We start from the raw sequence: 22,189 nt of genomic DNA on the forward strand, positions 1-22,189 counted from the left end.
GCGTATTCCATATCGTTGTTTTATGCGAAATTGATCAACTGATGATCAAGGCTCGATGAGCAGGGGTAAACCCGGATGCAGCACATGCCTCGGATAAGCAGCACTTATGTTTGAAGCGATCGCCGGCATCTCTCTCGACACGCTGCGGGTGTTCGAGTCGGCGGCGCGCCACCTGAGTTTTACTGCCGCAGCGGCGGAACTCGGCAGCAGCCAGCCGGCGATCAGCCAGCAGATCAAACGGCTGGAGGCGCAATTGGCCACCCGCCTGTTCGACCGCGTGTACCGCGGCATCGTGCTAACTGATGCCGGCGAAGCGTTGCTTGCGCCCGTACAGGAAGGCCTGGCGGCCATCGACGTCGGGCTGGCGACGGTGGTCGGCCGCCAGCAGCATGAGGTGCTGCAAGTGGCGACTGACTTCGCCTTTGCCGCCTACTGGCTGATGCCGCGTCTGCAGCGTTTTCACCAGTGTTACCCGGACGTCGACGTCAGCCTGATCACCAGTGAGCGCGACCTGGCCAGCCTGCCGGCGGAGATCGACGTGGCCATCTCCTTTGGTGACGGGCGCTTCAAGCATGGCGAGCAGCACCTGCTGTTCAGCGAGGAGGTGTTCGCCGTGTGCAGCCCGCTGCTGCTCAATAACCTCGAGAGCTCGCCCGGCGAATTGCTGGCGCAGTTGCCCTTGTTGCATCTGCGCCCGGAGAGCCGCTCGCGCTGGTTCGACTGGAGCGGCCTGTTCCGCGCCCTCGGCATTGCCGAAGTGCCGAGTCCCGGCAGCCTGCGCTTCGACAACTACACACTGCTGATCCAGGCAGCCATCGCCGGGCGTGGGGTGGCCATCGGCTGGCGGCATCTGGTCGACGAGCTGATCAACCAGGGCCTCTTGGTGCGCGTCGACTCGCGCTCGGCCACCTCGCGTTTTGGCTATTACGTGGTGCTGCCGACGCGCAAGCGACGCATTCGCCTGGTGGAACATTTCGTCGCCTGGCTGCAGGATGAACTGCAGCGCGAACCCCTGCCGGAGCGGCCGGGCGGTATCGACCCCAAAGGACTGGCCCTATGAGTGAAAGCAGCATCCGCGGTTACCACGCCCACGTGTACTTCGACGGCGGCAGCCTGCCCCAGGCGAGGGTGCTGTGCGAAGCTGCTGCCGAACGCTTCGCCCTGAAGATGGGCCGTATGCACGAGAAAACGGTTGGTCCGCACCCGCAGTGGAGCTGCCAGCTGGCGATGCGCGCCGAGCTGTTCGGCGAGGTGATTCCCTGGTTGATGCTCAACCGCGGCGAGCTGGTGGTGCTGGTGCATCCGATCACCGGCAACGACCTGATCGACCACCGCGACCACGCCTTCTGGCTGGGCGCCCCTCGGCCGCTGGATCTATCGGTGCTGTCCGGCGGACCGCTCACTTTCGAACTCTGACGCGCAAAGCAAGGCAAGGTATGATCCGCGCCTGATTTTCCGAGAGCCCGCGCCATGCCCTACCTGCTCGCCGTCACCGTCCTCTGGGCGTTTTCCTTTAGCCTGATTGGCGAATACCTGGCGGGCCGGGTGGACAGCGACTTCGCCGTGCTGGCACGGGTGGCGGTGGCGGCGCTGGTGTTTCTGCCCTTCACCCTTTGGCGCGGCTTGCCGCGGCGTTTGCTGGCCGGCTTCTGGCTGGCCGGGGCGCTGCAGTTCGGCGTCACCTACCTGTGCCTGTACCGCAGCTTCCAGGTGCTGACGGTGCCCGAGGTGCTGCTGTTCACGGTACTCACGCCGATCTACGTGACGTTGCTCGACGATGCCCTGGCGCGGCGCTTCAGCCCCTGGGCGCTAGTCGCTGCGCTGGTGGCGGTCGGTGGCGGCGTGGTGATCCGCTTCGAGCGCCTGGAAGGCGAGTACCTGATCGGCTTCCTGTTGCTGCAGCTGGCCAACCTGACCTTCGCAGCAGGCCAGGTGCTGTGCCGCCAGTTGCTGATGCGTTACCCGACCGAGCAGCCGCTGCATCGCTTCTTCGGGCACTTTTTCCTGGGGGCGATGGTGCTGGTGCTGCCGTCGTTCCTGTTGTTCGGTAACTCGGACAAACTGCCGAGCACCGCGCTGCAGTGGGGCATCCTGCTGTGGATGGGCCTGTTCGCCACGGCGCTGGGGCTGTTCTGGTGGGTCAAGGGCAGCGTCAAAGTCGATGCCGGCACCCTGGCGGTGATGAACGAGCTGCACGTTCCTGCCGGCTTGGTGGTAAACCTGCTGATCTGGAACCGCGACGCCGACATTCCCCGCCTGGCCCTGGGCGGAGCGATCATCCTCGCCTCGCTGTGGCTCAATCGCCTTGGCCGGCGGCGCCTGGCGACGGCTTGATCCATTTATCGGACAATAGGAACCTGCCTTGACGGGTGCTAACATCGCACCTTCAATTGCAAACGCAATTAGCTGTTTTTAAAACCCTATTTTCCAGGGCTTTATAAAAGTTACCGAGCGAAGGTCTGCGCGGCGCTTTTATCGAAGCTCAAGGGTCACGGACGAAGTTCTTTCACCGGCACGGAGCGCCTTTTCAGCCATCTCTTGCCCAGTGAATCCCATCGTGAATATTCGTCGCCCCTTCGCCAGCCTGGCCCTGGCCTGCCTGTTCATCGTTTCTCCGCTGGTCGCCACGGCAGCCGCCCCCGCCAAGCAGGAGCTCGCCTCCGGCAGCGCCCTGCTGGTCGACCTGAACACCGACAAGGTGCTGTATTCCAGTAACCCGAACATGGTGGTGCCGATCGCCTCGGTGACCAAGCTGATGACCGCCATGGTCACGCTGGATGCCAAGCTGCCGCTCAACGAAGAGCTGCCGGTGATCATCCGTGACGTGCACGACATGCGCGGCGTGTATTCCCGCGTGCGCATCGGCAGCGAGATCAGCCGCCGCGAGATGCTTCTGTTGACCCTGATGTCGTCCGAGAACCGCGCCGCCTCCAGCCTCGCGCACCATTACCCGGGCGGCGTTACCGCCTTCGTCGCGGCCATGAATGCCAAAGCTCGCGCGCTGGGCATGACCCAGACCCGCTACGTCGAACCGACCGGCCTGTCCGAGCACAACGTATCCACCGCCAATGATCTGGTGAAACTGCTCAAGGCGACGCGCAGCTATCCGCTGATCGGCGAGCTCAGCTCCACCCCGGAAAAGACCGTGGCCTTCCACAAGCCCAACTACACCCTGGGCTTTCGTAACACCAATGGGCTGACCCGCAAGGAAGGCTGGAACGTGCAGCTGACCAAGACCGGCTTCACCAATAGTGCCGGCCATTGCCTAGTGATGCGCACTACCATGGCCGGCAAGCCCGTGGCCTTCGTGGTGCTCGACGCCTTTGGCAAGTACACCCACATGGCCGATGCTGCACGTCTGCGCAAATGGGTGGAGACTGGCAAGGTCACTCCGGTGGCTCCGGCGGCGCTGGCCTACAAGCAGCAACGCGCCTCGCAGCGTCAGTTGCAGGCGGCGCAGTAAGCGCTAGCGCGTTTGCCAGAGCGGATCGGCAGCCAGCCGCTCGGCGATGAAATCCAGCAAGGCTCGCAGCGCCGGCAGCATCTGCCGGCGTGACGCGTAGATGGCGTGAATGCCCAGCGACTGCGGCTGCCAGTCGGGCAACACGCGCAGCAAACGCCCCTCTTCCAGTAGTGGCGCCGCCGCATAGAGCGGCTGCATGCAGATGCCGCCACCACCCACCGCCGCCTCCAGCAGTACCGCCGTATCGTTGCTGCTCAGGTTGCCATCCACCGGCACCTGTACGGCTCCCGGCTGGCCGCTGAACCGCCAGACGCTACGCCCGAAATAGCTGTAGGTCAGGCAATTGTGCCCGACCAGCTCGTGTGGCTCCTGCGGTGTGCCGGCCTTTGCCAGGTAGGCCGGCGCGGCGCAGACCACCGAATGACAGTCGCCCAGATGGCGGGCAACCTGGTTGGGTTCGAGCTGGTTGGTGATGCGTAGCGCCAGGTCGATACGCTCTTCGACCAGATTCACCGCCTGACTATTTACCAGCACATCGACCGAGGTATTCGGGTATCGCGCCAGGTACTCGAGCAGCACCGGCGTCAGCCAGGTTTGCGCAAACGACTGGCTGGTAGCGATACGCAAATTGCCGCTCGGTCCGTCCGTGGCCTTGATGCCCGTGGCGCGCATCATCTCGGCGGTGTGCAGCATTTCCCGACAGTGCGGCAGCAGCTCGTTACCGACCTGGGTCAGGCTCAGCTTGCGCGTGGTGCGGTGCAGCAGGCGCGCGCCGACCCAGCCCTCCAGCTCGGCCAGGTAGCGCGAGACCATGGCCCGCGAGAGATCCAGGTGCTCGGCCGCCGCGGTCTGGCTGCCGCGATCCACCACCTCGACGAAAACGCGGGTTGCCGTGAGTCTGTCCATAATTAGCTCGATTCATGCAACTGAGATGCTGCGATTATGCGGCTTTTTGTGGCGCTATACGCGGGTAAGCTCATGCCTCGTTCATCGGTGCGCGGCAGTGCCCGCCGATGCCTCCTTGCCTGTCACAGCGGAGCCTCACATGAAAGTCGTCATTCTTGGTATCAGCGGTCGCGCCGGTTCGCGCCTGCGTGATGAACTGTTGCAGCGTGGTCATGAGGTCACCGGAATCGCCCGCGACGTGAGTAGCGTGCCGACCCAGGCAGGCCTGACTCTGGCCAGTGCGGACGTAGCCGACAGCGAACGGCTGGTGCCGCTGCTCAAGGGCCATGATGCGGTGATCAGCACCACGCGCTTCGTTGGCAGCGATGCCCCTAGCCTGATCGGTACGGTGCAGGCCGCCGGCGTGCCGCGCCTGCTGGTGGTTGGCGGCGCTGGCAGCCTGGAAGTGGCGCCTGGTGTTGCGCTGATCGACACGCCTGAGTTCCCAGCGGCCTACAAGGATGAAGCGGGGGCGGGGCGTGACTTCCTCAATGTGCTGCGTGGTGAAAAGACCCTGGACTGGACCTTCCTGTCGCCCTCAGCGCTGTTCGAACCGGGCCAGCGCACCGGCAAGTTCCGTGTCGGCAAGGACAGCCTGTTGATCGATGCCGACGGCAACAGCGCGATCTCCATGGAGGACTACGCCATCGCCCTGGTCGACGAGCTGGAGCAGCCCAAGCATTCGCGTAAGCGCTTTACCGTCGGCTACTGACAACGGCTGAGTCGTCTCGCCCATAAAAAAACCGCTGCACCCGAACTGGGGCAGCGGTTTTTTGTTTTGGTGCAGGGTGCTTAGCGGCGAGCGCTGCGCACGCCTTCGGCCAGTTGGCTGCACAACTCCAGCACGCCGTCGATGGCCTGCTGATCATTGCCGGCCGCCTTGGCGATCTGGTCGATCAGCGCCGAGCCGACCACCACGCCATCGGCCAGGCGAGCGATGGTCGCCGCGTGTTCCGGGGTACGGATGCCGAAGCCGATGCTGATCGGCAGGTCGGTGTGGCGGCGCAGGCGGGTGACGGCTTCCTGCACATGCTCCACAGTCGCCGAGCCGGCACCGGTAACACCCGCCACCGACACGTAGTAGACGAAGCCCGAGCTGCCGGCGAGTACGGTCGGCAGGCGCTTGTCGTCGGTGGTCGGTGTGGTCAGGCGGATGAAGTCGATACCCGCAGCCTGGGCCGGGTCGCACAGGTCGCGGTTATGTTCCGGCGGCAGATCGACCACGATCAGGCCGTCGACGCCGGCTTGCTGGGCATCGGTAATGAAGCGCTCGACGCCATACTTGTGGATCGGGTTGAAGTAACCCATCAGCACCAGCGGCGTGGCCTCTTCGGTTTCGCGGAATTCACGGACCATCTGCAGCGTCTTGGCCAGGTTCTGCTTGGCTTCCAGGGCGCGGATGTTGGCCAACTGGATCGCCGGGCCGTCGGCCATCGGATCGGTGAACGGCATGCCCAATTCGATCACGTCAGCGCCAGCTTTCGGCAAGCCCTTGAGGATCTTCAGGGAGGCATCGTAGTTCGGGTCGCCGGCGGTCACGAAGGTCACCAGGGCGGCGCGGTTCTGTTGTTTCAGCTCGGCGAAGCGCGTCTGCAGGCGGCTCATATATGTTCTTCCTGTTCGTCGAAGTGGTGCATGACGGTCTGCATGTCCTTGTCGCCGCGGCCCGAGAGGTTGACCACCATCAGGTGATCCTCTGGCAGCGTTGGCGCGCGCTTGAATACTTCAGCCAGGGCATGGGACGACTCCAGGGCCGGGATGATGCCTTCCAGGCGGCAGCACTGGTGGAAGGCGGCAAGCGCTTCCTTGTCGGTGATCGAGGTGTACTCGACGCGGCCGATGTCGAACAACCAGGCGTGTTCCGGGCCGATGCCGGGATAGTCGAGGCCGGCGGAAATCGAGTGGGCGTCGATGATCTGGCCATCGTCGTCTTGCAGCAGGAAGGTGCGGTTGCCGTGCAGCACGCCCGGTACGCCGCCATTCAGGCTGGCGGCATGCTTGCCGGTGGCCACGCCGTGGCCGGCCGCTTCGACGCCGATGATCTGCACCGACTTGTCGTCGAGGAACGGGTGGAATAGGCCCATGGCGTTGGAGCCGCCGCCGATGCAGGCGACCAGGCTGTCCGGCAGGCGGCCTTCCTGGGCTTGCAGCTGGTCGCGGGTTTCCTTGCCGATAACGGCCTGGAAGTCGCGCACCATCGCCGGATATGGATGCGGACCGGCCACGGTGCCGATGATGTAGAAGGTGCTGTCGACATTGGTCACCCAGTCGCGCAGGGCTTCGTTCATCGCATCCTTCAGGGTGCCGGTGCCGGCGGTGACCGGAATCACTTCGGCGCCGAGCAGCTTCATGCGGAAGACGTTGGCCTGCTGGCGGTCGATGTCGGTGGTGCCCATGTAGATCACGCACTGCAGGCCGAAGCGCGCCGCCACGGTAGCAGTGGCCACGCCATGCATGCCGGCGCCAGTCTCGGCGATGATGCGCTGCTTGCCCATGCGCTTGGCCAGCAGGATCTGGCCGATGCAGTTATTGATCTTGTGCGCGCCGGTGTGATTGAGCTCTTCGCGCTTCAGATAGATCTTCGCGCCGCCGCAGAACTCGGTCAGGCGCTCGGCGAAGTACAGCGGGCTCGGGCGGCCCACGTAATCACGCTGGAAGTAGGCCAGCTCCTTGGCGAATTCGGGATCGGCCTTGGCCTTCTCGTACTCGGCGGCCAGCTCATGGATCAGCGGCATCAGCGTCTCGGCGACGTACTGGCCGCCAAAGCTACCGAACAAGCCGGTGGCGTCTGGGCCGTTGCGTAATGAAGTCATGGGGTTCTCCTGTGAACTCAGAGGTCGGCGGCAGGTGCCGCCCGAGCGCTGCTCGTAAAGGCTGATGGCATGCAGACTAACGCTACCTGGGCACTTGGAAAAGCGAGTAGTTTGATTGAATTGGTGAGTAAAACTCACGTATTGGTATTTCTAGCTCGATCTCTCCTGCTGGCTTGCTGGCGCACCGGGGCGGAACATGTTTTCTGTCGGCGCCCATAAAGGGTGCAGAATATTTTATCCACAAGCCTTTATCCGCAGGATTTACCGGTCGAATTGGCTGGCACGCTTCATGCTTTTGTACTTTTATTCAAGTTACTTGAATAAATATCCAAGCATTCAAGAGGCCTCGCCATGAACCGTCGTGCCGTGAAAAATCTGTCACTTGCGCTCGCCACCGTGTTTGTCAGTTCCCTGGCCCAGGCCGGCGATCTGCTGCAGCGCATCACCCAGGAAAAACAGATCACCGTCGCCACCGAGGCGCGCTTCGCACCGTTCGAATCCGTGGAGAACGGCAAGATCGTCGGTTACGGTGCGGATCTGATGAATTACGTGTTGGCCGACCTGCCTGGCGTCAAGGTCAAGCAGCTGGACCTGCCCTTCCAGGGCATTCTCCCGGGCCTGGACACCGGCAAGTTCGATTTCGTGGTGACCTCGGTAACGGTCAACAAGGCGCGCTTCGAGCAGTTCGCCTTCACCGTGCCGATTGCCGAATCCACCGTGGCGCTGCTCAAGCGCGGCAACGACGATTCCATCAACAGCCTGAGCGACCTCAACGGCAAGGTCGTCGGCTCGCAAAGCGGCTCGGGCCAGCTGCAGATCCTGCAGGCCTATGACCAGAAACTCAAGGATGCAGGTCAGCCGGGGCTCAAGGCCATCCGTCAGTACGTCAGCTTCGACGAAGCCTATGCCGACCTCGCGTTGGGGCGCCTGGATGGCGTGGCGCAATCGCTGTCCAACCTTGGCCCGCTGATCAAGTCGCGCCCCGGCATGTTCACCACCCTCGACGAAATGCTGGGCCCGAAAACCTACTACGGCTGGGTCGGCCGCAAGGATGCCGACAGTGCCAGCCTGGTGAAACTGTTCAGCGACGGCATCGCCCGCGCCAACCGCGACGGCACCATGAAGACCCTGCAGGAAAAATGGTTCGGCTTCACCATGGACGTGCCGGCCGACGCCATGCCCGCGCCGAGCATCTGAGCCGCCGACCATGACTGATTTCGGCGACCGCCTGGCGCTCTACTGGCCAGCCCTGCTCGACGGTGCGCTCACCACCTTGTGGCTGTGCCTGGCCGGCATGCTGCTGGGCTTCGCCCTCGGCGTACTGATCTACCTGCTGGGCAGCAGCCACAGCCGTGGCTGCGTGGCGTTCGCCAGGGTCTACGTGAGCTTCTTCCGCGGCACCCCGATGCTGGCGCAACTGCTGCTGTTCTTCTACCTGCCGGCCGGGCTGGGCATGGACGTGCCGGCACTGGTGGCGGCAGCCCTGGCATTGGCCCTGAATACCGCGGCCTATCAATCGCAGATCCTGCGCAGCGGTTTCGCCGCCATTGCCGCCGGGCAACTGGAGGCTGCGGCGGTGTTCAGCATCGGCCGCTGGCAGACGCTGCTGCATATCCAGTTGCCGCAGGTGGTGCGTCTGACGCTGCCCGCGCTGATTTCCGAGCTGATCGATGTGATCAAGGTGTCGGCCGTGGTCTCGGTGATTTCCATCACCGACCTGATGCGTGTCAGCCAGCAACTGGTCTCGCAGACCTACCGGCCGCTTGAGGTCTACCTGGTCGCGGCGCTGTTCTACCTGGCGCTGACCAGCCTGCTGGCCCTGCTCGGGCGGCAGCTGGAGCGTCGCTGGCAGGCACGCAGCTGATGGAGAACTGGATGAACTACCTTCCCGATTTCGGCCAGGCGCTGCTCGTCACCCTGGGCATCAGCTTTGCCGGCGCGGCGCTGGGCCTGCTGCTGGGCTTTGCCCTCAATGCGCTGCGTCTGGCTGTGCCTGGTTTCATCGGCCTCTACCGGCTCTACGTCTGGTTGATACGGGGCACGCCGTTTCTGGCGCAGCTGCTGCTGATCTACTTCGGCCTGCCGGTGTTGGGGCTGACCCTGGATGCCATCGAGGCAAGCATTCTCGCCCTGTGTCTGTACAGCGCAGCATATTTCGCCGAGCTGCTGCGCTCGGCCTGGGCCAGCGTGCCTGCCGGGCAGCTGGAGGCGGCGCGGGTACACGGCCTCAGAGGCCTGCAGACGTTCTGGCACATCCAGGCGCCCCAGGCCCTGGCGTTTGCCCTGCCGCTTCTGGGCAACCAGGTGATCCTGACCATCAAGGAGAGCGCGGTGGCCTCGATCATCACCGTGCCGGAACTGACCATGACCGCCGGGCAGATCGTGTCCAGCACCTTTTCCTACGTCGTGCCCTATGTGCTGCTGGTGCTTTCGTACTGGCTGCTGACGCTGCTGGTCGGCTTTGCCGCTGCCGCGCTTGGCCGCCGCGCAACCCGCTACCAGCGAGGATGACCTGATGAGCAATCGTCCCCTTCTTGAAATGCGCGGCGTGGGCAAGTCCTACGGCGCCAATACCGTATTGCAGGGTTTTGATCTGAGTGTGCGAGCCGGCGAGATCGTCTCGCTTATCGGCCCTTCCGGCTCCGGCAAGACCACCGCCCTGCGCTGCATGAACTTCCTCGAGGCCTACGACCAGGGCGAGGTGTGGATCGATGGTCAGCTGCTCGGCTACAGCGGCAGTGGCCGGCGCCCGGCCGACCAGGACAGTGCGGCCAGCATCGCCGAGGTGCGGCGGCCACTGTCCATGGTGTTCCAGCAATTCAACCTGTGGCCGCACATGACCGTGCTGGAGAACGTCATGGCGCCGTTGCTGCTGGGCAAGCGCCTGAACCGCAGCGAGGCGCGTAGCCTTGCCGAATCGGCGCTGCAGCGGGTTGGCCTGGCTGCCAAGCTGGGCGCCTATCCGGCACGTCTTTCCGGCGGCCAGCAGCAGCGCGTCGGCATCGCCCGGGCGTTGGCGGTCAAGCCGCGGTTGATGCTGCTCGATGAGCCGACCTCGGCCCTCGACCCGGAATTGGTCGAGGAGGTGCTGCAGGTGATTCGCGGCCTGGCCAACGATGGCATGACCATGGTGATGGTCACCCACGAAATGAGTTTCGCGGCGCAGATATCCAGCCAGGTGGTGTTCATGGAGGCCGGGCAGGTGGTCGAGACCGGCGAGCCGGCGACGATGTTCCAGGCGCCCGCTACCGACCGCCTCAAGCAATTCCTCAAACCCTGGTTCAACCGCAGCCTCACACCGCGTCAGGAGGTCAGCCCATGAAGGCCGAGAAGGTGATGGCGGCGGTGCGTGGCGGGCGGCTGCACGGCCTGCTCGATACCCTGGCCGGTTTTGGCGCGCTGCCGACTGGTGGGATGAACCGTCAGGCGCTTTCCGACGAGGATTTCGCGGCGCGTGCCTGGCTGATCGGCGAGGCGCAGCGCATCGGTTGTCGCGTGTGGACCGATGCCTGCGCCAACCTGTTCATCCGCCGCGACGGCCTGGAGGATCTGCCGCCGGTGATGACCGGCAGCCACATCGATACCCAGCCCAGCGGCGGCCATCTGGATGGCTGTTACGGTGTGATGGCTGGTCTGGAGTGCCTGCTGGCGCTGCACGATCAGGGCCTGCGCACGCGCCGGCCTATCGAGCTGGTGGTGTGGACGAACGAGGAGGGCAGTCGTTTCAGCCCCGGCGCCATGGGTTCCAGCGCGTTCGTCGAGCCGCAGCGCATGAGCGCTTATCGCGACAGTCGTGATGCCGCCGGCGTCAGCGTCGCCGAGGCGCTGGACGCCCATGCCCGGCGTTTCGCCGAGTTGCCGCTGCGTGAACGGATCGCGGCGCATGCCTTCGTCGAGCTGCACATCGAGCAGGGGCCGGTACTGGAGCGCGCCGGCGTGCCGCTGGGCGTGGTGTCCGGCGTTCAGGGCGTGCGCTGGTATCAGGTGCGCTGCCGCGGTGCTTCGGCCCATGCCGGCACCACACCGATGGACATGCGCCAGGATGCACTGCTGCTGGCCACCGGTTGTCTGCCGGCCATTGATGCCTTGGCCGAGCGCCTGGCCGGCGCCGACAAGCGCCTGACCTTCGGGCGCTGGCAGGTGTTGCCCAACTCGATCAACACGGTGGCGGGCGAGGCGACCTTCACCATTGACTTCCGACACGCCGACCCCGCGGTGCTGGCGGCCTTCGACGCCGAACTGCCCGCTTGCCTGCCCGATGCCGCCGACCTGCAGCCGCTGTTCAGTCATCCGCCCGTGGCCTTCGATGCAGTCGTCATCGGCGTGCTGCAGCAAGCCGTCGAGGCCACCGGCGAAGCGTCCCTGAGCCTGCGCTCGGGAGCCTTTCACGATGCCATGTACCTGGCTACGCATTGCCCCACCAGCATGCTGTTCGTGCCGAGCCGCGATGGCATCAGCCACAACCCCAGGGAATACACCGAACCCTCCCAGCTCGAAGCCGGCGCCCGCGCGCTGGCCTGGAGCCTCGTCCAACTGGCCGATCAGGCCTGACCCGTACTTGCCCAATCAGGAGCTACCATGAGCCATTCCAACCACGCCCACGATTACCCCGCCTGCTGCCAGCCCGACAACGGTGCCTCGCTGGGCACCAACGCCACCCTCGCCGAGCCGCTGTCGGCCGACGGTACTCCGGAGCTCGGCAAGACCTATACCGTGCCGGCCCGCTGCGGCCGCGCCGTGCGCCTGAAGGCGGGCGAGGTGATCCGCATCGTCAACACCCACGGCACCCAGGTGTGCGACACCTGGCTGTTCAATGCCGAAGACCTCAGCGAGTTCCTGTCCATGGAGCACGCCCGCGCCCATATCGACCGGGTCATCCCCAAGCCGGGCGATGAGCTGTTCAGCAACCGTCGTCGCGCCATCGGCAAACTGCTCACCGACACCTCGCCCGGCGTGCACGACACGCTGATCGCCGCCTGCGACCTGCATCGCTACACCAACCTCGGTGTCGAGGGTTACCACGACAGCTGCGCCGACAACATGCGCCTGGCCCTACAGGCCATCGGCCTGCGCGCCCGCGAAGTGCCGCAGCCGTTCAACCTGTGGATGAACATCCCTGTGAAGGCGGACTACAGCATCGAGTGGCTGCCGCCAGTGTCCAAGGCCGGCGATTACGTGGAGATCGAAGCCGTGATGGATTGCGTGGTGGTAATGTCGGCCTGCCCGCAGGACATCGTGCCGATCAATGACCTGAATCCGGTGGAAGTGCACTTCTCGGTTAGTGCCTGAGGTCGCCCTGGACACTAGAGCCGGTTTGGTTGGTGTCAGGGGATTAATTACCCGTGTGCCTTCGGCGATACTGTGCGGCCAGCGGGAGAACTCGCTGCCGCACGGTTGCCTTCAATACGGGTTATCCATTCATCGAGAAACGCATGCTCAAACCTAGCCACACACCGCCGTCGAAGGCCAATCACACCGAGGGCCTGCCTAGTCTGGGAGTGCGTCTGCGCCATGCCCGCAAGGTCGCTGGTCTGACCCTCAAGCAGGTGGCTACCGTCGCCGGGTGTTCGGAAAGCCTGATTTCCAAATTGGAAAATGACGCCGCCTCTCCGTCACTGGCCATGCTCCACCGTTTGGCAGGCGCCTTGGGCAGCAACGTATCCACCCTTACGTCCGAAGAGTGGGTGTCCGATGAGCCGGTGCTGCGTGCGGGTGAGCGCCCGGTGAAGCGCTTCGTCAAGCGTAACAAGGACGGCGACATCGGCCTGGAGCGCATCACCCACCTGCAAAAGGGCGGGCTGCTGCAGGGCAATATCCACATCGTTGCGCCAGGTGTGGCCAGTGATGGTTTGATCGAGCACCCCGGAGAAGAAATGGGCTACGTGCTGGCCGGCAGCATCGAGCTGATCATCGGCGACCAGTGCTACAGCTTGGCGACCGGGGACGCTTTTCACTTTCCCAGCAATCTGCCCCATGGTTATCGCAACAGCGGCTCAATCGAAGCGCGGATTCTGTGGGTGAACACACCAGTAACGTTCTGACCGCTCGCCTTTATGTGAGCTATTCGACTGGACTATGCCGGCCGATGGCAGATAATCCCCGCCCTTGATGTGATGTTTTCGCACAGGTTGGAGGCAGGATGAAAACAGGATGGTTGTGGCTGTTCCCAGGTATCGGCGCGCTGCTGCTGGCGCTCGCTGTCGGCATTCAGGTATCGCGCATTAGCGGTGAGGCGCAGATGACGCGCGCCGAAGGCGCCATCGTGGATGTCGAGGGCGGCTGCCCGACGGTGTCGTTCACCACGCTCGACGGCACGCTGGGCGAGCATCACAGCAGCACCTGCAGCACGCCGCCGTCCTTCGATATCGGTGAGCGCGTGGCGGTGTATTACGACCCGCAGAACCCCGAGCGCGCCCACATCGACAGCTTCGAACAGAACTGGATAGGCAGCCTGATCGTCGGCGGTATCGGTGCGGTCTTTCTGGCGCTTGGCCTGCTGTTTGTGCTGCCGCCGCTGTTCGCCAAGCGCCGCGCTGCCGAGTTGCGGGTCAGCGGCACAGCGGTGCAGGCCGAAGTGGTCGACGTCGAACTCAATGGCTCGCTAAGCATCAATGGCCGCAACCCTTACCGCATCGTTGCCCAGTGGTTGAACCCGCAGACCAACAAACTGCATGTGTTTCGTAGTGACAACCTGTGGTTCGATCCGGGCCCCTATATCAGCGAGTCGCTGGTCACGGTGATGATCGACCCGAACAACCCCAAGCGCTACAGCATGGACACCCGCTTCCTGCCCGAGCTGGTGGACTGAGATGGCCCAGGATCTGCCGTCGCTCAACGCCCTGTATGCTTTCGAGGCCGCTGCGCGCTTGGGTAGCGTCAGCCGTGCGGCGCTTGAGCTGCACGTCACCCATGGCGCGGTGAGCCGGCAAATCCGTACGCTGGAAGAGCAACTTGGTGTGGCACTGTTCATCAAAGACGGGCGCGGCCTGAAGCTGACCGAAGCGGGCATACGCCTGCGTGATGTCAGCGGCGAGACCTTCACCCGGCTGCGTCAGGTGTGTGGCGAGATCCGCCAGCGGGAAGTCGACACACCCTTCGTGCTCGGTTGTCCCGGCAGCCTGCTGGCGCGCTGGTTTATCCCGCGGCTTGATCGGCTCAACGGAGCATTGCCCGAACTGCGCCTGCAGCTGTCAACCAGCCAAGGCGAACTGGACCCACGCAGCCCCCAGGTGGATGCCACCCTGCTGTATGCCGAGCCGCCGTGGCCGGCGGACATGCGCGTATTCGAGCTGGCGCGGGAATCCATCGGGCCGGTGATAAGCCCACGCCACCCGCGATTCTCTACGCTGAGCGAGGCCGCTCCCGAGGCATTGCTGCAGGAAGCGCTGCTGCACACCACCTCACGCCCTCAGGCCTGGCCCCAATGGCTGGCGGCGATGGACCTGCAGCCTGCGGACATGCGTCTAGGGCAGGGCTTCGAACATCTGTATTACCTGCTCGAGGCCGCGTCGGCAGGCCTTGGCGTGGCCATCGCGCCCTTGCAACTGGTGGCCGATGACCTCGCGGCGGGCCGATTGGTCGCGCCCTGGGGCTTCGTGCAAACCGAGGCACGGCTGTCGCTCTGGGTGCCAGAACGGCGCAACGGTCAGCGCGCCGAGAGGCTTGCCGATTGGTTGAGAACAGCGTTGCAAACCGCGAGTTGAGTCGCCTGCAGCGCAGAACCTTGTTTCTCGGGCATCGGTCATAGCATCGGCCCTCACATATATCCCGGGCCATCACTGACAGAGAGGGATGTGCCCATGAACAAGACGCTGATTGCAGGTTTTCTGCTGGCCGGCACCGCTACGCTGGCTCAAGCCGAGCCGCTGAATATCGAGGGGATCGGCCTGTCGCGCGACGTTTCCTGCAAAGGCCAGGACGTGAACATTTCCGGCAACGCCAACGTGATTCACCTCAAGGGCGACTGTGGCGCGGTGGAGGTTGCCGGCTCGGAACACAAGGTGAGGCTGGACACGGCCAAGTCGCTTAGCGTGTCAGGTGCCGAGCATGACGTGGTGGCCAAGCGCGTCAATGCACTTAGCGTCGACACCACGGATAATCAGGTGCGGGCCACGGTTGCCGGCGGCGAGCAGCCGGCGCTGGTTGAGGTGACGGGCGCCGATCAGGAGCTGGACCTGCAGTTCGAGGGGCCGGTGAAGCTGGATGTCAGCGGTACAGACCAGCAGGTGCGCTGGAGCGGCGAAGAGCCGGAAGTGCAGATGAGTGGTATCGACAACAAGGTCGAGCGCCAGTAAAGCGGGCGCCCCGGACTGGGGCGCCGTATCCATCAGTCCACGTCGGTGAACTGGATGATTTCCACCCAGTAGCCGTCCGGGTCCTTGATGAAGGCGATGTTGCGCATGCGACCGTCGGTCAGGCGCTTCTGGAAGTCCACGCCGAGATCTTCGAAGCGCTGGCAGGCCGCCTTGATGTCGGGTACCGCGACGCACAGGTGACCGAAGCCGCGAGGGTCGCTGTTGCCGCTGTGGTAGGAGAATTCCGGGTCCTTCTCGGTGCCGTAGTTGTAGGTCAGCTCCAGCACGCCGGGGATGGACTTGCGCCACTGGTGGCGGGCTTTCGGGTCGGCCGGGATCTGCGATTTGTCGGCAACCAGCGCCAGGAAGTAGAGGCTGAATTCGGCGTCCGGAAAATCGCTCTTCTCCAGCAGGGTGAAGCCCAGCACGCGGGTGTAGAAGTCCAGCGACTTCTCGAGATCCTTCACGCGAATCATGGTGTGGTTGTAGACGAAGTCCGCGGTGGCGACGTCGGGCTTGCCGGTCACGCCGGGCAGTGTGTTGAGTTCGTCGAGGGTCATGGGCGTCTCCATCAGGTGAGTGGACGATTCAAAAAGTCATGAGGTCAGTAGATGGCCTCGTGGGGCAGGTTTTTCAAGGTGGGTGGCGTTTGAAGGTGGGTCTGCAATCGGCGATCTATTGTGGGAGCGGGCCATGTCCGGGATTTTTCGCGCGCATGGCGCGCTCCCACAAAGCGATGCTTGCTTGCGCCTTGCATCAAACCTCCAACTCAATCATCTCGGCCCGCACCCCATCGCCATCGATATGCAGAATGGCCACGCCAATGGGCAGCTTGAACCGCCGCGGGCCGGCGCTGCCGGGGTTCAGGTAGAGCACGCCATCGCGCTCTTCATGCAGCGGCTTATGCGAATGCCCAGCAATTACCACGTCGATACCTTCGGCCCTGGGATCGATGGCCAACTGCTTCAGGTCATGCAGCACATGCAGACTGACCGCACCGAAGCGCAGCGTCAGGTGCTCGGGGATGCCGTCGGCCCAGGCGTCACCATCATTGTTGCCGCGCACCACCGACAGCGGCGCGATACGTTCGAGAACGGCAAGAATCTGCGGCCCGCCGATATCGCCGGCGTGAATCAGGTGATCGACGCCCTGCAGCGCCGCCAGCGCCTGGGGCCGCAACAGGCCGTGGGTGTCGGCGATCAGGCCAATCTTCATGATTCACTCCTATGCATGGATAGGAGCGCTGGGTGTGAAAAACGTTCGGCCAGGGAAAACGAGTTACGTTGATGTAGCCCGTATAACGAGGGATGCGTTACCGATGTCGATCGCGCGTTGGCATCGGTCCAACACATCCGTCATTTGCTGGAGGGTTGGAGCAGGATCGATACCGAGCTCACTCAATGCGCTGAGCTCGTCAAAGCCTTCCAGCACATTTCTCAGCTCCGGGCTGATCGGCCAAGCCGCAAGCGCGCGTTTAAATATCGGACGACCAAGAGACCAGATTCCTGTTTCCGATTTTAAGGCACCGCTTTTGATACCTTCTAGAATGCCTCTGGCTAACGATGCTACGCAGAGCTCGCTGGCGTTCTCTTCGAATTCCAACCTGAAGGTTTGCATTAGCTGGGCAGGCCTTTTAAGAGGGATGGATATGAAGAAGCCCGGCGTAGAACCGGGCTTCTTTTGGTCTCTAGGCTGAAAATCAACCGTCCAGCATCGCCTTGTTGCGCACCGCGCCCTTGTCGGCGCTGGTGGCGAGCAGGGCGTAGGCTTTCAGGGCGGTAGTCACCTTGCGCGGGCGTTGCTCGACCGGCTTCCAGCCCTTCTTGTCCTGCTCGTGGCGGCGGTGGGCGATTTCCTCGTCGCTGACCAAAAGATTGATCGAGCGGTTGGGAATGTCGATCAGCACCTTGTCGCCATCCTTCACCAGGCCGATGGCGCCACCGGCCGCCGCTTCCGGCGAGGCGTGACCGATGGACAGGCCCGAGGTGCCGCCGGAGAAACGGCCGTCGGTGAGCAGGGCGCAGGCTTTGCCCAGGCCCTTGGATTTCAGGTACGAGGTCGGGTAGAGCATTTCCTGCATACCCGGGCCGCCTTTCGGGCCTTCGTAGCGGATGATGACGATGTCACCTTCCTTCACCTCGTCATTGAGGATGCCGCGCACCGCGCTGTCCTGGCTTTCGAAGATCTTGGCGTTGCCTTCGAACACGTGGATCGACTCGTCGACACCAGCGGTTTTCACCACGCAGCCGTCAAGGGCGATGTTGCCGTACAGCACGGCCAGGCCGCCTTCTTGCGAGTAGGCATGTTCGACACTGCGGATACAGCCGTTCTCACGGTCGTCATCCAGGGTTTCCCAGCGGGTCGACTGGCTGAACGCCGTCTGAGTCGGGATGCCCGCCGGGCCGGCCTTGAAGAAGTGGTGCACGGCTTCATCGTCGGTTTGGGTGATATCCCACTTGGCGATGGCTTCGGCCATGCTGCGGCTGTGCACGGTCGGCAGGTCGGTGTGCAGCAGGCCGCCACGGGCCAGTGAGCCGAGAATGGAGAAGATGCCGCCAGCGCGGTGCACGTCTTCCATGTGGTACTTCTGGATGTTCGGCGCGACCTTGCACAGTTGTGGCACGTGACGGGACAGGCGGTCGATGTCGCGCAGGTCGAAGTCGATCTCGGCTTCCTGGGCGGCGGCCAGCAGGTGAAGGATGGTGTTGGTCGAGCCGCCCATGGCGATGTCCAGCGTCATGGCGTTTTCGAACGCCTTGAAGTTGGCGATGTTGCGCGGCAGCACCGAGTCATCGTTGTCGCCGTAGTAGCGTTTGCAAAGTTCGACTATGGTGCGGCCGGCCTGCAGGAACAGCTGCTCGCGGTCGCTGTGGGTGGCGAGGGTCGAACCGTTGCCCGGCAATGCCAGACCCAGCGCTTCCACCAGGCAGTTCATCGAGTTGGCGGTGAACATGCCGGAGCACGAGCCGCAGGTCGGGCAAGCGCTGCGCTCGTATTCGGCGACTTTTTCGTCCGAGGCGGTGCTGTCAGCGGCGATCACCATGGCGTCGACCAGGTCCAAGCCGTGGCTGGCCAACTTGGTCTTGCCGGCTTCCATCGGACCGCCGGAGACGAAGATCACTGGAATGTTCAGGCGCAGTGCGGCCATCAACATGCCGGGGGTGATCTTGTCGCAGTTGGAGATACAGACGATGGCGTCGGCGCAGTGAGCGTTGACCATGTACTCGACGGAGTCGGCGATGATCTCGCGGCTCGGCAGCGAATAGAGCATGCCGTCGTGGCCCATGGCGATGCCGTCGTCGACGGCAATGGTGTTGAATTCCTTGGCCACGCCGCCGGCTTTCTCGATCTCACGGGCGACCAGCTGACCCAGATCCTTCAGGTGCACGTGGCCGGGCACGAACTGGGTGAAGGAGTTGGCGATGGCGATGATCGGTTTCTTGAAGTCTTCGTCCTTCATCCCGGTGGCGCGCCACAGGGCACGGGCGCCGGCCATATTGCGGCCGTGGGTGGAGGTCTTCGAGCGGTAATCAGGCATGACGGATTCCTGCGGCTAATCAGGTAGGCATTGATAGGTGGGTGAGCGGATCAGCGGCAGATGACCGCGACGCAAGATGGCATGGCGCACGACGGGATCTCCGTCTGCCTGCCTGGGCTCACAGGCCCGCCGAAGGGTGGGTGGCGGGAAATGCCCTGATTCTACGCCGCACGAGGCGGGGGAGGAAAGGCTGGTGGCCGCCGGTCGTCCCCGCCGGCTGCAGAGCACTAGCCGCGCAGGATGGCTGCCGGGATCTGTTCCAGCGGGATTTCCCGGCTGACTGCGCCGAGTTTCATTGCTTCTTTGGGCATGCCGTAGACCACGCAACTGGCTTCGTCCTGACCGAGAGTCAGGGCGCCGGCCTCATGCATTTCGCGCAGGCCGCGGGCGCCGTCGTCGCCCATGCCGGTCATGATGATACCGGTGGCGTTGGCGCCGGCAGCGCGGGCGGTGGAGCGAAACAGTACGTCCACCGACGGCTTATGGCGGCTCACTGGCGGGCCGTCGACTACGTCGACTACATACTGGGCGCCGCTGCGTTTGAGCAGCAGATGGCGGCCGCCCGGGGCGATCAGCGCGCGACCGGGAACCACGCGATCACCATTGCGCGCTTCCAGCACTTCCAGTTCGCACAGGCCATTAAGGCGCTCGGCAAAGGCGGCGGTAAAGCGCTCGGGCATGTGCTGGACGATCACTATCGCCGGGCAGACGCGCGGCAACCGGGTAAGGATGTATTCCAGCGCCTGGGTGCCGCCGGTGGAGGTGCCGATAGCGACGATACGCTCGGTGGTGCGCGCCATGGCGCCGCTGGCCGGTGGCAGAATGGCATCGGCGCTGAGCTTGGCTTGGGGCGCCGCCGGTGGCGTTTTGCTTGCAAGGCGCTTCACGTTGGCCCGGGCAGCGGCCTTGACCGCATTGACCAGATCATCGCTGGCGTTGACCAGAAACTTGCCGAGATTGGCCTGGGGTTTGGTGACGATGCTCACTGCGCCGGCCGCCAGGGCCTGCATGGTGGTGGTTGCGCCTTTTTCGGTCAGCGTCGAGCAGATCACCACTGGCGTAGGCCGCTCGGCCATCAGCTTGCGCAGGAAGGTGATGCCGTCCATGCGCGGCATCTCGACGTCGAGCACGATCACGTCGGGCCACTGGCGCTGCATCTTGTCGAGGGCGAACAGCGGGTCGGCGGCAGTACCGATGACCTCGATCGCTGAGTCGGCCGCTAGCACTTGGGAGAGCACCTGGCGCACCACTGCGGAGTCGTCGACGATCATGACTTTGATGCTTTTCATTGCGGTCGCTTTCCGGCAGGAGGTTCTTGGACGGCGAGGGGCTGAGTTTGCTTCAGCGCGATCTGGCCGCTCCAGATATCGAAGATTAGATTGCGATGGCCGAAACCGCCGACATGTTCGCCGTGGCAGCCGATTTTGTTCTCGGCGAGCAGTCGGCGCGCGGCATCGATGTTCTGCTCACCGACATGATGGCGACGGGTTTTCGCCAGGCCGGGAAACATGTGGCCGCCACCAAAGATGCGCGCCTGGTATTCAGCCAGGCGCGTGCCGCTCAGGGCGATCGCCTCGCACAGCAGGCTCATCACTTCATCGGCGTAGCGGCCGTCGCGTTGACTGGCCGGGCGGCCGCGGGTGGGCAGCATGAAGTGGCACATGCCACCCAGGCGGGCATGGGGATGCCAAAGTACGATCGAGACACAGGAGCCCAGCAGGGTGCGCACGCGAGTGTAGGGGCCGCCAAAGTGATAGTCGCCAGGTTTCAGGTACACCTCGGCGATGGAGGGGTGATTAGGCATCAGGCTTGCGATAGATCGAGGGTTTGACGACCTTGAGCGTGTCGTTGACGCCGTTCAGGCTTTCAGAGTGGCTGATGATGAAATGCCCGCCTGGGCGCAGGTGCTTGACCAGGCGTTCTACCACCTGGCGCTTGGTGTTGGCGTCGAAGTAGATCATCACGTTGCGCAGGAAGATCACGTCGAACAGGCCCACGTCCGGCAGCGTGCTGTTGAGGTTGATCTGGTTGAAGCGCACCCGCTGGCGCAGCGCCGGAGCGATCATCATCCGTCCCTGGTTCTCGTCGACGCCACGCAGACAGTGCTTCACAAGCAGATGTCGCGGGATGTTCTCGCTGTCGGCGAGTTCGTACACGCCACTGCGCGCCTGGTCGAGAATGCGCTGGCTGATATCCGAGGCCAAAATCTCCCACGGTCGCTCACCCAGACGCTCGGCCAGCAGCAAAGCCAGCGTGTACGGTTCTTCGCCACTGGAACAGGCACCGCTCCAGATGCGCAGCGGTCGGCCGCTGGGAATCACACCGGGCTTTTGCAGCAGTTCTCGCAGGAAGTCGAAGTGCTTGGGCTCGCGGAAGAAGTATGTTTCGTTGGTGGTAAGCAGATCCACGCAGGTCTGCAGCTCCACCTTGTCCTTGCCGACGAGGCGGAAATACTCGCCGTAAGTGGCCATGCCAAGCGAGCGCAGGCGCTTGTTGAGGCGCCCGGCCACCAGCGGCTTCTTGGCGTCGGACAGGTGAATGCCGGCGATATCGTGGATCAGCTGGCGGAACTGGTTGAACTCGATATCGGAAAGCGTGGCCTGGGTCGACTCGCGCATCAGTTGGCTGCACCCTGTTGCTGCGCCTGGCTGAGCGCGACGTACTCTTCGGCCGAGATAACCCGACCGATGTCGAGCATCACCACCAGGCGATCATCGAGCTTGCCCATACCCCGGATGAAGTCCGCACGAATGCTGCCACCGAAGGCCGGTGTCGGCTCGATATGTTCAGCGCCCAGCTCACGCACTTCGTTGACCGCGTCGACCACGATACCGATCACTTGGGTATGGCTTGGCCCGGCGATTTCCAGGATCACAATGCAGGTACGCGGGCCGATGGCAGTGGCCTGGGCGCCGAAGCGCTGGCCAAGATCCACCACCGGTACCACGGCGCCACGCAGGTTGATCACGCCGAGAATGCTCGGCGGCATCATTGGCACGGCGGTCAGCCGCCCGTAACCGATGATCTCGCGCACTGCACGGATCTCGACTGCGAACAGCTCCTGCGCCAGTGTGAAGGTCAGGTACTGGCCCGCCCCCGCCGTAGCGTTATCGAGCAGCCGTGGCTCGGAACTCAT

Annotated in this window: 25 protein-coding genes; 15 read left to right on the forward strand and 10 right to left on the reverse strand. The window is 63.7% G+C overall.

The window, feature by feature from the left end:
* The first annotated feature begins 106 nt into the window (after window positions 1-106).
* The 4 genes from BUC40_RS20790 (at window position 107) to pbpG (ending at window position 3,463) form a co-directional block, all read left to right on the forward strand.
* Window positions 107-1,060, forward strand: coding sequence for a choline sulfate utilization transcriptional regulator (locus tag BUC40_RS20790; protein ID WP_073268411.1), 954 nt, complete (start codon window positions 107-109; stop codon window positions 1,058-1,060).
* Window positions 1,057-1,416, forward strand: coding sequence for a DOPA 4,5-dioxygenase family protein (locus BUC40_RS20795; protein ID WP_073268413.1), 360 nt, complete (start codon window positions 1,057-1,059; stop codon window positions 1,414-1,416). Before BUC40_RS20790 ends, BUC40_RS20795 begins: the two co-directional genes overlap by 4 nt.
* Before the next feature lie 54 nt (window positions 1,417-1,470).
* Window positions 1,471-2,334, forward strand: coding sequence for a carboxylate/amino acid/amine transporter (locus tag BUC40_RS20800; protein WP_073268415.1), 864 nt, complete (start codon window positions 1,471-1,473; stop codon window positions 2,332-2,334).
* 223 nt (window positions 2,335-2,557) lie between these two features.
* Complete coding sequence (pbpG, locus tag BUC40_RS20805; protein WP_073268567.1) at window positions 2,558-3,463, forward strand: D-alanyl-D-alanine endopeptidase; 906 nt, start codon at window positions 2,558-2,560, stop codon at window positions 3,461-3,463.
* A gap of 3 nt (window positions 3,464-3,466) precedes the next feature.
* Here the strand turns inward: pbpG and BUC40_RS20810 are convergent, their stop codons facing one another.
* Window positions 3,467-4,369 (reverse strand): LysR family transcriptional regulator, encoded by a 903-nt coding sequence (locus tag BUC40_RS20810; protein ID WP_073268417.1) that lies wholly within the window; start codon window positions 4,367-4,369, stop codon window positions 3,467-3,469.
* A 139-nt stretch (window positions 4,370-4,508) separates the two neighbouring features.
* On the opposite strand from BUC40_RS20810, the gene BUC40_RS20815 reads away from it, so the two are divergent.
* A complete protein-coding gene (locus tag BUC40_RS20815; RefSeq protein WP_073268419.1) occupies window positions 4,509-5,120 on the forward strand; it encodes an NAD(P)-dependent oxidoreductase in 612 nt (203 codons plus the stop codon).
* Between the two features lie 80 nt (window positions 5,121-5,200).
* On the opposite strand, the gene trpA is transcribed toward BUC40_RS20815, so the two are convergent.
* Window positions 5,201-6,013 carry a tryptophan synthase subunit alpha gene (trpA, locus tag BUC40_RS20820; RefSeq protein WP_073268421.1) on the reverse strand — a complete coding sequence of 271 codons (813 nt, stop codon included), beginning with the start codon at window positions 6,011-6,013 and terminating at the stop codon, window positions 5,201-5,203.
* Window positions 6,010-7,221, reverse strand: coding sequence for a tryptophan synthase subunit beta (gene trpB / locus BUC40_RS20825; RefSeq protein ID WP_073268423.1), 1,212 nt, complete (start codon window positions 7,219-7,221; stop codon window positions 6,010-6,012). The genes trpA and trpB overlap by 4 nt, the downstream gene beginning before the upstream one ends.
* Before the next feature lie 351 nt (window positions 7,222-7,572).
* Here trpB and BUC40_RS20830 point away from each other — a divergent pair, with 351 nt between their 5' ends.
* From BUC40_RS20830 to BUC40_RS20875, 10 genes are all read left to right on the forward strand, one after another.
* Window positions 7,573-8,418 (forward strand): transporter substrate-binding domain-containing protein, encoded by an 846-nt coding sequence (locus tag BUC40_RS20830; RefSeq protein ID WP_073268425.1) that lies wholly within the window; start codon window positions 7,573-7,575, stop codon window positions 8,416-8,418.
* 10 nt (window positions 8,419-8,428) lie between these two features.
* A complete protein-coding gene (locus BUC40_RS20835) occupies window positions 8,429-9,085 on the forward strand; it encodes an amino acid ABC transporter permease (RefSeq protein ID WP_073268427.1) in 657 nt (218 codons plus the stop codon).
* A gap of 11 nt (window positions 9,086-9,096) precedes the next feature.
* Window positions 9,097-9,732: an amino acid ABC transporter permease gene (locus BUC40_RS20840; protein WP_244160674.1), complete on the forward strand. Its 636-nt coding sequence runs from the start codon at window positions 9,097-9,099 to the stop codon at window positions 9,730-9,732.
* A 4-nt stretch (window positions 9,733-9,736) separates the two neighbouring features.
* Window positions 9,737-10,543 carry an amino acid ABC transporter ATP-binding protein gene (locus BUC40_RS20845; protein ID WP_073268431.1) on the forward strand — a complete coding sequence of 269 codons (807 nt, stop codon included), beginning with the start codon at window positions 9,737-9,739 and terminating at the stop codon, window positions 10,541-10,543.
* Complete coding sequence (locus tag BUC40_RS20850) at window positions 10,540-11,772, forward strand: M20 family metallo-hydrolase (RefSeq protein ID WP_083593655.1); 1,233 nt, start codon at window positions 10,540-10,542, stop codon at window positions 11,770-11,772. Before BUC40_RS20845 ends, BUC40_RS20850 begins: the two co-directional genes overlap by 4 nt.
* A 27-nt stretch (window positions 11,773-11,799) precedes the next feature.
* Entirely contained in the window at window positions 11,800-12,510 is a 711-nt protein-coding gene (locus BUC40_RS20855) for a DUF1989 domain-containing protein (RefSeq protein ID WP_073268433.1), read from the forward strand.
* Window positions 12,511-12,653: 143 nt separating this feature from the next.
* On the forward strand, window positions 12,654-13,262 hold the full coding sequence (locus BUC40_RS20860) for a cupin domain-containing protein (protein ID WP_073268434.1): 609 nt from the start codon (window positions 12,654-12,656) through the stop codon (window positions 13,260-13,262).
* Window positions 13,263-13,360: 98 nt separating this feature from the next.
* A complete protein-coding gene (locus BUC40_RS20865) occupies window positions 13,361-14,029 on the forward strand; it encodes a DUF3592 domain-containing protein (RefSeq protein WP_073268436.1) in 669 nt (222 codons plus the stop codon).
* A 1-nt stretch (window position 14,030) separates the two neighbouring features.
* A complete protein-coding gene (locus tag BUC40_RS20870; protein WP_073268438.1) occupies window positions 14,031-14,924 on the forward strand; it encodes a LysR family transcriptional regulator in 894 nt (297 codons plus the stop codon).
* A gap of 96 nt (window positions 14,925-15,020) precedes the next feature.
* Entirely contained in the window at window positions 15,021-15,515 is a 495-nt protein-coding gene (locus BUC40_RS20875; RefSeq protein WP_073268440.1) for a DUF3060 domain-containing protein, read from the forward strand.
* Between the two features lie 32 nt (window positions 15,516-15,547).
* Here BUC40_RS20875 and gloA read toward each other — a convergent pair whose 3' ends face one another.
* The 7 genes from gloA to BUC40_RS20915 all read right to left on the reverse strand — a co-directional run bounded on the left by gloA (window position 15,548) and on the right by BUC40_RS20915 (window position 22,189).
* Entirely contained in the window at window positions 15,548-16,075 is a 528-nt protein-coding gene (gloA, locus tag BUC40_RS20880; RefSeq protein WP_073268442.1) for a lactoylglutathione lyase, read from the reverse strand.
* Window positions 16,076-16,271: 196 nt separating this feature from the next.
* Window positions 16,272-16,730 carry a metallophosphoesterase family protein gene (locus BUC40_RS20885; RefSeq protein WP_073268444.1) on the reverse strand — a complete coding sequence of 153 codons (459 nt, stop codon included), beginning with the start codon at window positions 16,728-16,730 and terminating at the stop codon, window positions 16,272-16,274.
* A gap of 484 nt (window positions 16,731-17,214) precedes the next feature.
* A complete protein-coding gene (gene ilvD, locus BUC40_RS20895) occupies window positions 17,215-19,053 on the reverse strand; it encodes a dihydroxy-acid dehydratase (RefSeq protein ID WP_073268448.1) in 1,839 nt (612 codons plus the stop codon).
* A gap of 227 nt (window positions 19,054-19,280) precedes the next feature.
* A complete protein-coding gene (locus BUC40_RS20900; RefSeq protein WP_073268449.1) occupies window positions 19,281-20,342 on the reverse strand; it encodes a protein-glutamate methylesterase/protein-glutamine glutaminase in 1,062 nt (353 codons plus the stop codon).
* On the reverse strand, window positions 20,339-20,704 hold the full coding sequence (locus BUC40_RS20905) for a chemotaxis protein CheD (protein ID WP_244160675.1): 366 nt from the start codon (window positions 20,702-20,704) through the stop codon (window positions 20,339-20,341). The genes BUC40_RS20900 and BUC40_RS20905 overlap by 4 nt, the downstream gene beginning before the upstream one ends.
* Window positions 20,705-20,849: 145 nt before the next feature.
* On the reverse strand, window positions 20,850-21,671 hold the full coding sequence (locus BUC40_RS20910; protein WP_073268453.1) for a CheR family methyltransferase: 822 nt from the start codon (window positions 21,669-21,671) through the stop codon (window positions 20,850-20,852).
* Window positions 21,671-22,189, reverse strand: coding sequence for a chemotaxis protein CheW (locus BUC40_RS20915; protein ID WP_073268455.1), 519 nt, complete (start codon window positions 22,187-22,189; stop codon window positions 21,671-21,673). Before BUC40_RS20915 ends, BUC40_RS20910 begins: the two co-directional genes overlap by 1 nt.

Origin of the sequence: Phytopseudomonas punonensis (assembly GCF_900142655.1) — a bacterium.
Lineage (GTDB): Bacteria > Pseudomonadota > Gammaproteobacteria > Pseudomonadales > Pseudomonadaceae > Aquipseudomonas > Aquipseudomonas punonensis.